Consider the following 12286-nt stretch of genomic DNA (forward strand, 5'->3'; position numbering starts at 1 on the left):
CGGCGCACCTACTGAAATGAATTCACTTTGAAGGCAACGCTAGTGCTCCCCGTCACCATCGTCAAGATGATGTCGTCCAGGGAAGCGCGACGGCACGACCGGCGACCTCGTCGGCGCGTGGCCGCTCGTACACCGAACCGCATCCTGAGAAAGAACACCGTCACCTCGGCGAGTTACGTTCTGCGGCAGCCAGATCCACCACTGCCTGGAGGTCGCCCGGAGGCGTCCATCACTGCAGGCCGGATCGGTGGGTTCTCAATCGAGGAACACCGCCTGCAACCGGCGCCTGCGCTCGGTGTCGAGGCCTCCGGCCCGGTGCAGGTATTCGTCGACACCGCCGAAATCCGAATCGATCACGTCGAAGGCCCGCCGCAGATACTCCGGGCGCACCCGCAGCGCTTCGATCGCCGCCTCACTCGGACCTTCGCGCTCATCGATGCCCGACAGCCGGCTGATCGTGCGACGGGCCCCGTCCGCATCGAAGTGTGGGGCGCTGAGCAGGTAATCGGCGACGATGGCGTCCCATTCCACCCCGAGCGCGGCGAGCAGCAGTGCGGTGACGAACCCGGTGCGGTCCTTGCCCTCCCGGCAGTAGATCAGCACCGGTACGCCGTCGTGATCGATGATGCCGGTGAACAGTTCGCGCAACGATCCGGCGACGGTGGCAGGCATCGAACCGTAGTTACCCAGGAGCACGTCACGGGCGGCAGCACCGGACGGGTCTTCCGCGATCCGCCGGAAAACCGCTGCCCCGGCTGCCCGCTCGTCGGGAAGCACCGGCAGGTGCAGCTGCCGCACCGACTCCGGCCACCGCACGTCGGCCTTCGCCCGCTCGGCCGGGCTGCGCAGGTCGCAGACCAGCCGGAGACCCACCGCCCGCACGGCGGCCCAGTCCCGGGCCGACAACTCAGCGAACGCCTCGCCGCGGAACAGCCGGCGCGGCGCGATTCGCCGACCATCGGTGGCCGCGATTCCACCGAGATCCCGGAAATTCGGGGCACCGGCCAGGCGGAGCGGCCGCGGCAACACCGCGTCCGCCCCGCCCGCAGCCGTCGATCGGTCCGTCATGCCGGCCGGATGCCGAAGGGTGCCCCGCCGCCCGGTCCGTTCAGAGCCGAGGTGTCCATCTGGCATCCCTTCTCATCCGCACACCACCCGCCGTTTTTGAACTGACTTCTGTTCAGCCCACTGTAGGTGGTGGCCCTCCCTGGTGTCAATCCGGATCAGCTTCCGCCGGCACCCGCGTACAGCTGGTACCTGGCATCGCTGCGGTCCCGGCGTCCCAGGCTCTCCGGATCCAACTCCAAAGCAGCGCCGGTGGTTTCGTTGCGGCCCCACTCGAACACGCCGCGCCGGCGGGCGATCCGCCACCGACCGTCGGACACCGTCAGTTCGTCGAGGAACCGAACGTAGACCACCACGAACCCGGCGCACCACGGATGATCCGGCGGCCCGCTGTGGTAGCAGGTGCAGTACGACTCCGCCACCGCACGGTCCCCGCGGACATCGATCGCGGACGTGGTGAGGGCGTGCATGGTCCGCTCCAGCGACGGCAACCCGCTCGGACTGCTGTTGGAGGCGATGTACTCGCTGATCGACCCGCGGAAGAAACCGCCGAGGTCGACGGTCGCATCCGAGGTGTAGCAGTCGGCGAGCAGATCCCAGTCCATCCGGTCGGTCGCGATGGCGGCCAGTGCCAGGCACTGCCGGATCTGATCCCGGGCGACGGCCTCTGACGTGAGCACGTCCGCCGTGATCGGGTCACCGGCCATGGCCGAGCCCCTCCAGGAACTCCAGGATCGCCGCGGTCGTCTCCGCCGGACGTTCCCGGGTGAACCAGTGGCCGCAGTTCTGCAGGATCACGCTGGGCCGGTGTTTCGGCACCGTGCGGTCGAAGGCGGCCACCGCCTCCACACTCCACTGCGTCGCCACGTCGAGGTCCGCACCGATGAACAGCGCAGGCACCTCGATGGGCCGGTCCGCATACGGTTCGAGTTCTTCCCAACTCAGATCCATTGCGCGGTACCAGTTCAGCGGCGCCTCGAGGCCGGTCCGCTCGAACTCTGCGACATACTCGTCCAGATCGGCGGCCAACCAGTCCGGGACCGGATCCGGCGTCAGCAGGCCGTCGCGCATCTTGGCGCCGGGGTCCAGGCAGGCCCCGCCGCTGCGGGTCTGTTCGGCCACCTCGGCCGGGTCCGCCTCCAGCGGGTTGGGCGCCTGATAATCCGGCGGGAACGGACCGGCCGAGAACGAGTAATACTGATCCCGCAGGAAGCCACGCGGGTCGGCCTCGAACTCCGACTCCAGCGCGCCCTTCTGCACCCAGTACTCCTGGTAGAAGACCTTGTCGGGCCCGGCGATCTCGCGTTGGACCTCGCTGGGGCGGCGGGTGCCGAACGAGTCGACGCCGGCAATCGGGATCAGCCCCCGGCCGCCGAACGCCACGCTCATACCGATCACCGCGGTGAAGACCTCGGGCCGGGTCCAGGCGGCCGTCCAGGCCACCATCGAACCCCAGTCGTGCCCCACGATCGTGGCCTCCTCGGCGCCGAGTGCGGTCACGATCGCGACACAGTCGTCGACCAGTTTCAGGATCGAGTAATCCTCGACGGCCGCGGGTTTCCCGGACCGGCCATATCCGCGCATATCGGGGGCGGCGACGCGATATCCGCGTGCGGCGATGGCATCGATCTGCTCACGCCAGCAGAACCACGACTCCGGGAAGCCGTGCACGAGCAGCACCAGCGGGCCGGAACCCTTGACGACGACGTGCAGGCGCTGATCACCGGCGAAGATCGTCGCGTGGTCGTAACCGTCGGCCTCCGTGACAATCTCGCACCGCGGTGCGGCAACGGTGTTGGACATGTTTCTCCTCGTGTCTCTCGATGGCGGTCAGCCGCGTGAGCGCTGGAACTCCGCGGTCGCCGCGGCGATCGCGGCGTTGGTCTGATCGCGCCAGATCGTGGTGTCCTCCTCGTTCTTCGCGCCGAGCACCCACTCATGGGAGGCCCGCAGCGCGTCGAGGTGTCCGGTGAACTCCGGGATCACGTACTCGGCGAACAGCTCGATGGACCGCAGTTTGGCGGCCGGCGCGGCGAAGTCGGCGAGGTTCATGATGAAGACCCCGAACCCGCCGGTCTGCTTCGCGAGTTTGCGGATCAACTCGATCGCGGTGTCCGGCGTGCCGATGCACACCATGCCGGATTCGATCGCCTCGTTGAGCTTGCCCTCGACGCTGGTCTCCTTCGACGGCGGCAGCGGTGAGATCTGACCCAGGTAGTCCCAGATCTCGGCGAACCCGTATTCGCAGTCGCGACGCGCCTGTTCCTCGGTTTCGGCGATGTGCATGATGGCGGCCAACCGCCACTGGTCCCGGGAGACCTCGGCCCCGCTCTTGGCTGCCTCGCTCTCGACGATCGACCAGTGGTCGCGCAGTGCCTCGAACGCACCGGGCCCGCTGCTCGCCAGGTTGATCATGCCGAGGCCGAGCTCACCGGCGGTCCGCGGACCCGACGGCGACGCCACCGACGCGACCACGGTTTCCAGCCCGGCGCCGTTGTACGGCAGCACCTGCAGGCGGGCGTCGCGCAACTCGAACCAGCTGGTCTTGGCGGTGACCGTCTCACCGCGCATCAGGCGCACGATGACCTCGGCGGCCTCGCGCATCATCTCGCGTTGTTCAGCGGTCTCGACCGCCATCATGTGCGCGTCGCTGGCCAGCTGGCCCGGACCGAAGCCCATGATCGCCCGGCCCCTGCTGAGGTGGTCCAGCAGCACATGGCGCTCCGCCACCATGAACGGATTGTGGTACGGCAGCGACACCACCCCGGTGCCGAGTTTGATGGTGTGGGTCCGTTGCGACGCCGCGGCCATGAAGACCTCCGGCGAGGCGATGGGCTCGTGGCCACCGGAATGGTGTTCACCGATCCAGGCCTCGTGGAAGCCGAGTTCCTCGGCCCGCTGGATCAGTTGCAGGTCCCGTTCGAACAGCACCGTCGGATGGATGCCGAACTTGTGGAACGGGGCCTGGAACACCCCGAACCGCTTGGGGTAGATGGACGTGTCGGTCGACGTATCCGCAGACGTGGATTCAGTCACTTTCTGATGCCTCTTTGTCATTCGGGCGCCGCGCGGCGGCGACTGTTGTTCGCTGGAGCGTGGTGGTCAGGAGGTGGCGGACGTCTTCATCCGGTGCCGCATGCGGGGCATGACCTCACGGCCGAACATCTCGATCCCGGCCAGCGCCTCGTCGAAGACCATGATCACGCCCTCGAGGTTCTCGATCTCGGCGAGCTCATCGAAGTAGGCGGCGACGGTTTCCGGTGAGCCGACAACCTTTTCGAGGTTCTGGAAGGTGGCGTTGCCGACGTTCTGCAGCAGGGCGGCAGTGGATCCCGCCGCGTCGAGACCGGCCTCCCGCTGCATGGTGGCGATCGCCTCGACATCGGCGTGCTCGACGTACCGGTCGACCTTCGCCTGGGCCTCCTCGTCGGTCTCGGCGAGCACGACCAGGGTGACCAGCAGTGCCTTCACCGAGCGCTGCGCGCGTTCACAGGCGGCCTCGACCCGGCGCACCACCTGGGCGACACCCTCCGGGCCGGTGCCCGTCCCGAGGATGTAGCTGATGTCGCCGTACTGGGCGGTGAAGTCCAGGCCCCGGTCGGACTGGCCGGCACAGATCAGGTTGATCGGCTTCTCGGGCATCAGCCCCAGCTGACAGTCGTCGAGCTGGTAGTACTTGCCCTTGAAGCTGCTCTTGCCGGTCGTCCACAGCTCCTTGAGGATGGTGGCGTACTCCTCGGCGTAGTCGTAACGCGTGGCGAAGTACTCGTCACCGGGCCACAACCCCATCTGGGCGTACTGCGGCTTGTTCCAACCCGACACCAGGTTGAGGTCGAAACGGCCGTTGGAGATCTCCGACACCGCGGCGCACTGCTTCGCCGCCATCGCGGGGTGCATCGCCGGGATGGCCACCGACCCGATCAGTCGGATCTCACTGGTCACCGCTCCGATGGCTGCCATCAGGGTCAGCGAATCGATCTGGTAGTCCCAGTGTTTCGTCGCACCGCCCCATCCCCGCAGGGTCACCTGGGTGAACGCGTAGTCGAAGCCGAACTGTTCGGCCTTGAGCGCCAGCTCGCGTTCGAAATCCCATTTGGGCAGCGGATGCTCGGAGGCCTTGGACAGGATCTGGGCCCCGTTGGCGATGGGCAGAACAACACCCAGTTTCATGGTGCAACCTTTCTCACGGTGTTGATGAGGGGTTTGTCGTCGGACGTAGACGGGTTCGAAGGGGTCAGCCGGATCGGATCGGGCTCCGCCGGCACCGGCAGAGTGGCGGGCAGCAGATGCCCCATCCGGTCCCGTTTGGTCTGCAGGTAGCTGACGTTGTCGGCGGTGACGTGCGGGGGGTGATGGACGGTCGAGCTCACCTCGACCCCGTGCCGGCTCAGCGCGGCGGACTTGGCGCCGTTGTTGGTGATCAGGCGCACCCGCCGGATTCCGAGGTGGTGCAGGATCGCCGCGGCGACGCCGTAGTCGCGGCAATCGACCGGCAGGCCCAGGGCGCGGTTGGCGTCGACGGTGTCGAGTCCCGCTTCCTGCAGTGCGTAGGCACACAGCTTCGGTCCGAGCCCGATTCCGCGGCCCTCCTGCCCACGCAGGTAGATCAGGACTCCGGCCGGCTCGGCCGCCAGCGCGGCGATCGCCGCGTCCAGTTGGGCACCGCAGTCACACCGCAGCGATCCGACCACGTCACCGGTCAGGCACTCACTGTGGATTCGGGTGAGCACACCCTCCGGCAGATCGTGCAGCTGCTCGAGGTCGCCGCGGACGAGCGCGAGATGTTCGTGCTCGCCGGTCTCGGACTGGTAGGCGATGGCCTGGAAACTCCCGTGGCGGGTGGGTATCTCGGCGATCCCGGTGCGACGCACACCACCGGGCTGTGCCGCCCCGACGAGACCGGGCGCGCCGGCCGGGGCACCGGCCGGCACGGTGACGAGATACTCGGCCAGCTGTTCGATCGTCACGAACGGCAGATCGTGCATCGTGGCGAACTCGGTCAGCCGGCTACCGGACAGCGGTGTGCCCGCGTCGTCCATCAGCTCGGTGATCACCGCGACCTCGCTGCAGCCGGCCAGGCGGGTCAGCTCCACCGCGGCCTCGGTATGGCCGGGACGTTCCGCGACCCCGCCGGGCCGGGCCCGCAACGGGAACACGTGCCCCGGCCGGCGCAGCTCATCGGGCTGCAGACCCGGTTCGCACAGCGACCGCACCGTCCGGGCGCGGTCGGCGGCGGAGATGCCGGTGCCGGTGTCCACGTGATCCACCGAGACCGTGAACGCGGTGCTGTGGTTGTCGGTGTTGTGGACGACCATCGGCGCCAGCCCCAGCCGGTTCGCCCGCGCATCGGACATGGGCGTGCACACGATCCCGCTCCCGTGCCGCAGGAAGAAGGCCATCAGCTCGGTCGTCGTGTGCTCCGCCGCGGCGATCAGGTCGCCCTCGTTCTCCCGGTCGGCGGCGTCGGCCACGACGACGGCCCGTCCCGCGGCCAGTGCGGCCACCGCCCGTTCGACCGGACCGTCGGTGTTGCTCGGTGACATCGGGTGTTTCGGCGTCACGGCGTTACCCCAGCTGCAGCCGTGAGACCGAGCCGCCGAACCCGAGTACCAGCCGACAGCTGTCGTAGTACTCCTGGAAATGGGTGATACGCCCGGAGCGCACCACGAACCGGCAGATGTAGTCGTTGGCGTAGGACTGGTTCGGATCGACGAACTTCATGTCGCTGCGGTAGGTCACGATGACCACACCCGGATCCGATGCGAGCGTGTCGAACTCGAAGTCGTGCAGGTTCTCGGTGATGACCGTCTCCGCCAGCCGGCGCTGGAAGTCCAGCAGCGCGTCCCGGCCCTCGTAGCGCTTCTGCATCCCCGGCGGGGCGAACAGCTGCTCGAACACGAAGTCGGGCGCCATCAGCTCGCGCATGCCATCGAAATCCCAGGTGTTGATCCCGTTCAGATAGGCGCGGACGACCTCGATGTTCGCCTTGCGCAAGTCATCGGACATGTGGCCTCTCTCGTTGCTCCACGGACGACTGGCGACCATGGTGTGTGAATCGCGCCACGTTTCTCTTGCGCTGTGAGTGCAATCGCAGAGGCCACACTCGGACGGTCTGCACAAATCTCCGCGGAAACCGCGTTGACTCATGAAATTCACTGTGTCCGAGCGATATTCGCCGTTAGCCTGGCGGGAGCCGTCGGCGTCCACCGCTGACGCCCGTCCCCACCCGTCGACAGGAGGCCGGTGTTGAGTAACAGCAACGTCCAGTTGATTCAGCGCTTCGAGGACTCGTTCATGAGCGGCGACATCGACGATGTCCTGCGGATCCTCGACGACGACATCGTCGTTCACGAGGCCGACAACACGCCCTACCCCGGCCGCCACCGCGGCAAGGACGGTTTCCTGGCGCTCGCGGAGGCGTTCAACACGACCTGGGAGCCGACCGCGCCGATCGACTACGAGATCCAGCCGGTGGGCGACGATCGGGTTCTGGTACTGGTTTCACTGCCGGTCCGGGCGCGCAACACCGGCCGGGAGCTGACCCTGCGCATCTCGGAGTTGCACACCATCGCGCACGGCAGGATCGTCGAGATCCGGGTGTTCTACTGGGACACGCTGACCCTCGTGCAGGCCACCGCGGGCGCCGTCACGCTGGAGGGACACCGCGAGCACGGGCCCTCGGCGCTGGAAGTCGCCCAGCGGTTCGAGAGCGCGGTGCTCAACGACGGCGACTTCGACAAGGCGATGGAGTGGGCCCACCCGGATTTCACCATCCGGGAGGCGCCGGGAATGCCCTATCGCGATGTGTACCGCGGCAAGCAGGGCCTGCACGATCTGATGACCGACTTCGGGGCGGTCTGGGAGTTCGTCGAGGGGCCCACCATCGCCTTCGAGGCCTCGGCGACCGATCCGAACCTGGTGTTCACCCTGGTGGAGGGTCGCGCCGTCCTGCGGGCAACCGGTGAGACCCACGATCTGCGCATCACCGAGCGCATGATCGTCACCGACGGCAAGGTCCGTGACATCGAGGTGTACTACTGGGATCAGGCGCCGGCCGTCCTGGCACATCACCGGCCCGCCGCGGTCTAGCCGCCCCCTCACGGGTGAGACCTCACGGGTGAACTGCCGGCACAGGTGCAGCCGGTATACCGGGTACATGGGAAGGAATAGGACCAAAGGCCACCCGTCCGTGATGCTCGTCACTATACTGAACTGAACTGAGCTCAAACACTGGCGGAGGCTGTATGTCCTACGAGGGTGCCTGGATGAGCGGGCTTCGGCCGCGGTCGACGCCGACCGTGGCGGCCGCATCACCGGAACCCGCGGTGCAGTGGGCGCGCCGGGTGGCCGGTGACGGCCCGGTCGATTGGGCGGTCGAACACGCCTACGAGTTCGCTCTCCACGTGCTGCAGGAGATCCCCGAGCTCGACGGCACCGGCGGCCGGACGCGGATGGTCCGGGTGGGCGCCGAGGCGTGCGTGCTTCAGGTGCTCATGCTGCTGTTCGACGACCGATCGGACGTCGAGATGCCCGACGAACAGGAACAGGTGGTCCGCGACTGCGTGCACCGCAAGGTGCCGTTGGACCGGCTGTTCTCCGCGATCCGCAACACCCACGCCTGGGTGACCCGGATCTTCATGGACGCCTGCATCGAACTGGCACCACCCTCGCAGCAGGTCGCCGAACTGCGCCGGATCTCGTCCATCACGCTGGCGGTGTTCGACCGGTACACCGAACGGGCCGATGTGGCGTACCGCGCCGAGGCGGAGCGGTGGTTCGCCGGTGACCAGGCCACCCGCGAGGAGCTGGTGCAGACGTTGCTGACCCGCGACGACGCCGACACCGACCGGATCTCCCAGCGGCTGCGGTACCCGGTGACCGGTCGCAACCACCTCGGCGTGGTGGCGTGGCGGGAGGCCGGCACCGATGCGGCCGACGACCTCGCCGAAGCCGCCGCGGCATGGTTGCGAGCCGCCGGCGCCGCCGAGGTGCTGGTGCTCAACCGCGCGGAGTCCGCGGTGTGGGCCTGGGGAGCCACCCCGTCACCGCCGCGGTCGGTGCCGACGGACTGGACCCACTCCGGCGGAGTGCGGATCGGCCACGGCACCTGGCACCCCGGACTCCAGGGGTTTCGGCTCACCCACCGTGAGGCCCGCTCGGCCGAACACGTCGCACATCTGTGTCCGCGGATCGACAGCCGGGTGGTCGACTACCGCGGCGTCGATCTGCTCGCCGTGCTCCTGGAGAACCCGGAACGGGCCAAGGAGTTCGCCGTCCGGGAACTGGGTCCGCTGGCGGCCGACGACGAGCGGTCCCGGGAGCTCCGTGAGACCATCCGCCACTACCTGGAACTGTGCAGCCCCAAAGCCGTGGCCGAACGGATGTTCTTGGCCCGCGGCACGGTCGCCTACCGGTTGCGGCAGGCGGAGCAGGCGCTCGAGCGGAGCCTGAGCGAGCGCCGGCTGCAGCTGTGGACCGCGTTGGTCCTCGCCGACGCGATCCCACCGGTGCCCGCCGAACGCTGAGCCGGCGGCCGCCCGGGTGGGCTGTCCGAGGGGACGGCACAAGAGCGCTCAGCGCATTGATACGGACCGTACAAGACCCGCGAAAGGAGCGAGGCTAACCTATGGCCATGGCACAGGAAGGCAGCCGAACCGCAGTGTTGGGTGACGGAGCCGGCTTCATCGGCGGCGCGGAACTCACCCCGGAGGTGTTACGCCGGTCATTCGCCCACTACCCGTCCGGAGTGACCGCGATCTGCGCGTTACTGGACGGGGAGCCCGTCGGCATGGCCGCGAGTTCGTTCACCTCGGTATCCCTGGACCCGCCGCTGGTGTCGGTCTGCATGGCGCACACCTCGGAGACCTGGCCGAAGCTGCGCAGTGCCGAACGCCTCGGCGTCAGCGTGCTGAGCCATCACCACGGAGCGGTCGCGCGGGCGCTGGCCGCCAAGACGGGCGACCGGTTCGCCTCGGTGGACTGGGTCGCCGACTCGCAGGGTTCGGTCTTCATCGGCGAGGCGACGCTGTGGTTGGACTGCACGCTGTCCGATCAGGTCCGCGCGGGCGATCACGACATCGTCATCCTCAACGTCGAACGGGTGGCGTCGAATCCGGACATCGCGCCGATCGTCTTCCACGGCAGCACGTTCCGCGCTCTCGCCTGACCGCGCTCGGCGGGCCGGGACTCGGGACGCCGGAACCCGCGGGGGTCACCGCGCCGTCCAGCCGCCGTCGGCGTAGACCTCCGATCCGGTGATGAACGAGGCGTCGTCGCTGACCAGAAAAGCCACCACCGCGGCGATCTCGTCGGGCCGACCGAGCCGGCCCAGCGGTGTGCCGGCGAGCATCCGCTCGTACCGTTCGGTCCCTTTGTACAGTTCGCGCAGCTGTGGGGTCTCGATGAAGCCGGGATGCAGCGAGTTGACCCGCACACCGTCCGGTGCCCAATGCAGCGCCGCGTTCTTGGTGAGAGTCCGCACCGCGCCCTTGGCCGCATGATAGGCCGCGCTGTCCCCGAATCCGCCCACCGTGCCGAAGATCGAGCAGATGTTGACCACCGATCCCCCGCCGCTGCGCCGGATCAGCGGTACGGCGTGCTTCATCCCCAGCCAGACGCCCGTCGCCCCGACATCGAGGATCCGGTCCCAGCGCTCCAGACGTTCCTCGGCGACGTTCCCGAGCGCTCCGATCGCGGCGTTGTTCACCAACGCGTGCAGGGCACCGTACTGCGCGGAGACCGTCGATATCGCTGAGATCCAGGCCGTTTCATCGGCGACGTCGAAGCCGAGCGGGTGATGCGCACCCGCCGGTGCGGGCAGTTCGTCGGCGAGCGCCGCGCACTGACTCTCCTGCAGATCGGCCAGCACCAACCGGGCGCCCTCGTCGGCGAGGCGCCGGGCGATCGCGGTGCCCAATCCCCCGCCGGCCCCGGTGACCAGCACCACCTTGCCGGCCAACCGCGTCGAGCCGGCCGTCATCGCAGGCTCACCGCAGGACGGAAGTAGGCCACCTCACCCCACGCGGCCAGCGCCGACCGCAGTTCGTCGGTGACCTCGCCGAAGACCTCCACCGACTCGACCGTGGTGTGTGCTCCCAGCGTGGCGGCCGCCTCCGGGTCCATCGCACCCAGGTGGGCGAGCATCGCCGCCGCACTGCGGTAGTGCTCGTGCACCACGATCGTCTCGCCGTCCGGGTCGACGTAATACGCCAGGTTGAGCACATCCGGCTCGCTCTCGGCCGCCTGGCGGACGAACGTCCGCGCGGCGTCGATGACTCGATCAAGGTCGCCGGGACGGACTTTCAGGTGGACGACTGCGCGCACTTCGGTCATGGGTTCCTCCGTATCTTTCTACCTACCTTAGTTTGTGAACTCACTTCACTTCAAGAAAATCGTGCTTTCGGTCGCGACCTGAAACCGCAGCTCAGACGGCATAACCCGCAGCCACCAAGGCGCCGCCGAGCGCCAGAAAGTGAGCCGTGCCAGCGACGACGTATGGTCGAGGCGGCGCCCACCCAGCCTTGACGCCTGTGACCACCCTCACTAGCATCCCAAACAGAATTTAGTTCAACTACTCGGCCACGTCACCTGCTCCGGTGCGTCCGACACTCACAGAAAGGACGGCTCATGTCAGCTCAGCCTGAGAACCTCCCCATCTACCTCTTCGGGCTCTACCGGTGGGCCGGAACCACCCCGGAGGAATTCCGCGACCACTACCTGAACAAGCACGTCGAGATCGGCAAGCGCATCCCCGGGGTCGCCTGGTACTACACCTTCCTCAATCGGGAACCGCAGACCGGCCAGGAAGGCGCGCCCCGTCCGGATGCCTTCGCGGTGTTGTGCTTCGAATCCGAGGAAGCGCTCCGAGAGGCTCCGAATTCCAGCGCCTGGGCCGACGCGATGAAGGACAACATCGGTTTCGTCAGCCACTTCGACACCTACTCGGTGCACCGGGTGACGCTCATCCCGGAGCAGAAGTAGCCGGGCCTCCCTCAGACCACGAAACCGGCGGGTCTTCGACGATCCCGACACCAAGAACTTCGACCGCACCGGCACACCGGCCAAATATGTGAGCTTCGGCGGCGGGCCACACCTCTGCCCGGGAGTGCTGCTGAGCCGGCTGGAACTCCGGATCATGTTGGAGGCGCTGACATCCCGCTTCGACGGGGTGAAGTTCACCACCGGCAAGTCACCGTCGAAGAAGAGCTTCCTGTTCTTCGGC

13 protein-coding genes and 1 pseudogene are annotated in these 12286 nt (G+C 67.7%); 5 read left to right on the top strand and 9 right to left on the bottom strand.

Annotated elements, in window-relative coordinates:
• Positions 1-255: 255 nt before the first annotated feature.
• From CKW28_RS14420 to CKW28_RS14450, 7 genes are all read right to left on the bottom strand, one after another.
• Positions 256-1068: a tyrosine-protein phosphatase gene (locus CKW28_RS14420; RefSeq protein ID WP_050812011.1), complete on the bottom strand. Its 813-nt coding sequence runs from the start codon at positions 1066-1068 to the stop codon at positions 256-258.
• A gap of 155 nt (positions 1069-1223) precedes the next feature.
• Positions 1224-1772 carry a nuclear transport factor 2 family protein gene (locus CKW28_RS14425; RefSeq protein ID WP_003926959.1) on the bottom strand — a complete coding sequence of 183 codons (549 nt, stop codon included), beginning with the start codon at positions 1770-1772 and terminating at the stop codon, positions 1224-1226.
• Positions 1762-2868: an alpha/beta fold hydrolase gene (locus tag CKW28_RS14430; RefSeq protein WP_003926960.1), complete on the bottom strand. Its 1107-nt coding sequence runs from the start codon at positions 2866-2868 to the stop codon at positions 1762-1764. The genes CKW28_RS14425 and CKW28_RS14430 overlap by 11 nt, the downstream gene beginning before the upstream one ends.
• 27 nt (positions 2869-2895) lie before the next feature.
• Positions 2896-4101 carry an LLM class flavin-dependent oxidoreductase gene (locus CKW28_RS14435; RefSeq protein WP_003926961.1) on the bottom strand — a complete coding sequence of 402 codons (1206 nt, stop codon included), beginning with the start codon at positions 4099-4101 and terminating at the stop codon, positions 2896-2898.
• 66 nt (positions 4102-4167) lie between these two features.
• Complete coding sequence (locus tag CKW28_RS14440; RefSeq protein ID WP_003926962.1) at positions 4168-5235, bottom strand: LLM class flavin-dependent oxidoreductase; 1068 nt, start codon at positions 5233-5235, stop codon at positions 4168-4170.
• Positions 5232-6626 carry a 3,4-dihydroxy-2-butanone-4-phosphate synthase gene (ribB, locus tag CKW28_RS14445; protein ID WP_278044447.1) on the bottom strand — a complete coding sequence of 465 codons (1395 nt, stop codon included), beginning with the start codon at positions 6624-6626 and terminating at the stop codon, positions 5232-5234. Before ribB ends, CKW28_RS14440 begins: the two co-directional genes overlap by 4 nt.
• A gap of 4 nt (positions 6627-6630) precedes the next feature.
• Complete coding sequence (locus CKW28_RS14450) at positions 6631-7071, bottom strand: nuclear transport factor 2 family protein (protein ID WP_003926964.1); 441 nt, start codon at positions 7069-7071, stop codon at positions 6631-6633.
• 237 nt (positions 7072-7308) lie between these two features.
• Between CKW28_RS14450 and CKW28_RS14455 the strand changes: the two genes are divergently transcribed.
• The 3 genes from CKW28_RS14455 (at position 7309) to CKW28_RS14465 (ending at position 10231) form a co-directional block, all read left to right on the top strand.
• Positions 7309-8154: a nuclear transport factor 2 family protein gene (locus tag CKW28_RS14455; protein WP_003926965.1), complete on the top strand. Its 846-nt coding sequence runs from the start codon at positions 7309-7311 to the stop codon at positions 8152-8154.
• Positions 8155-8330: 176 nt separating this feature from the next.
• Positions 8331-9590, top strand: a complete 1260-nt coding sequence (locus tag CKW28_RS14460) for a PucR family transcriptional regulator (protein ID WP_131588061.1) — start codon at positions 8331-8333, stop codon at positions 9588-9590.
• A 101-nt stretch (positions 9591-9691) separates the two neighbouring features.
• A complete protein-coding gene (locus tag CKW28_RS14465) occupies positions 9692-10231 on the top strand; it encodes a flavin reductase family protein (protein ID WP_003926967.1) in 540 nt (179 codons plus the stop codon).
• Positions 10232-10276: 45 nt separating this feature from the next.
• Here the strand turns inward: CKW28_RS14465 and CKW28_RS14470 are convergent, their stop codons facing one another.
• Positions 10277-11044 (bottom strand): SDR family NAD(P)-dependent oxidoreductase, encoded by a 768-nt coding sequence (locus tag CKW28_RS14470; RefSeq protein WP_003926968.1) that lies wholly within the window; start codon positions 11042-11044, stop codon positions 10277-10279.
• Positions 11041-11397, bottom strand: a complete 357-nt coding sequence (locus CKW28_RS14475) for a putative quinol monooxygenase (RefSeq protein WP_003926969.1) — start codon at positions 11395-11397, stop codon at positions 11041-11043. The genes CKW28_RS14470 and CKW28_RS14475 overlap by 4 nt, the downstream gene beginning before the upstream one ends.
• 294 nt (positions 11398-11691) lie before the next feature.
• Here CKW28_RS14475 and CKW28_RS14480 point away from each other — a divergent pair, with 294 nt between their 5' ends.
• Both CKW28_RS14480 and CKW28_RS24320 read left to right on the top strand, forming a co-directional pair.
• On the top strand, positions 11692-12045 hold the full coding sequence (locus CKW28_RS14480) for an EthD domain-containing protein (RefSeq protein WP_003926970.1): 354 nt from the start codon (positions 11692-11694) through the stop codon (positions 12043-12045).
• A 46-nt stretch (positions 12046-12091) separates the two neighbouring features.
• Positions 12092-12220, top strand: a pseudogene (locus CKW28_RS24320) (cytochrome P450); the annotation flags it as partial.
• Positions 12221-12286 lie beyond the last annotated feature (66 nt).

The organism is Mycolicibacterium thermoresistibile (genome assembly GCF_900187065.1).
GTDB lineage: Bacteria > Actinomycetota > Actinomycetes > Mycobacteriales > Mycobacteriaceae > Mycobacterium > Mycobacterium thermoresistibile.

Coding starts and splice junctions, on each gene's coding strand:
- CKW28_RS14420 (WP_050812011.1), bottom strand. CDS start 1,068: ATGACGGACCGATCGACGGCTGCGGGCGGGGCGGACGCGGTGTTGCCG.
- CKW28_RS14425 (WP_003926959.1), bottom strand. CDS start 1,772: ATGGCCGGTGACCCGATCACGGCGGACGTGCTCACGTCAGAGGCCGTC.
- CKW28_RS14430 (WP_003926960.1), bottom strand. CDS start 2,868: ATGTCCAACACCGTTGCCGCACCGCGGTGCGAGATTGTCACGGAGGCC.
- CKW28_RS14440 (WP_003926962.1), bottom strand. CDS start 5,235: ATGAAACTGGGTGTTGTTCTGCCCATCGCCAACGGGGCCCAGATCCTG.
- CKW28_RS14450 (WP_003926964.1), bottom strand. CDS start 7,071: ATGTCCGATGACTTGCGCAAGGCGAACATCGAGGTCGTCCGCGCCTAT.
- CKW28_RS14460 (WP_131588061.1), top strand. CDS start 8,331: ATGAGCGGGCTTCGGCCGCGGTCGACGCCGACCGTGGCGGCCGCATCA.
- CKW28_RS14465 (WP_003926967.1), top strand. CDS start 9,692: ATGGCCATGGCACAGGAAGGCAGCCGAACCGCAGTGTTGGGTGACGGA.
- CKW28_RS14470 (WP_003926968.1), bottom strand. CDS start 11,044: ATGACGGCCGGCTCGACGCGGTTGGCCGGCAAGGTGGTGCTGGTCACC.
- CKW28_RS14475 (WP_003926969.1), bottom strand. CDS start 11,397: ATGACCGAAGTGCGCGCAGTCGTCCACCTGAAAGTCCGTCCCGGCGAC.
- CKW28_RS14480 (WP_003926970.1), top strand. CDS start 11,692: ATGTCAGCTCAGCCTGAGAACCTCCCCATCTACCTCTTCGGGCTCTAC.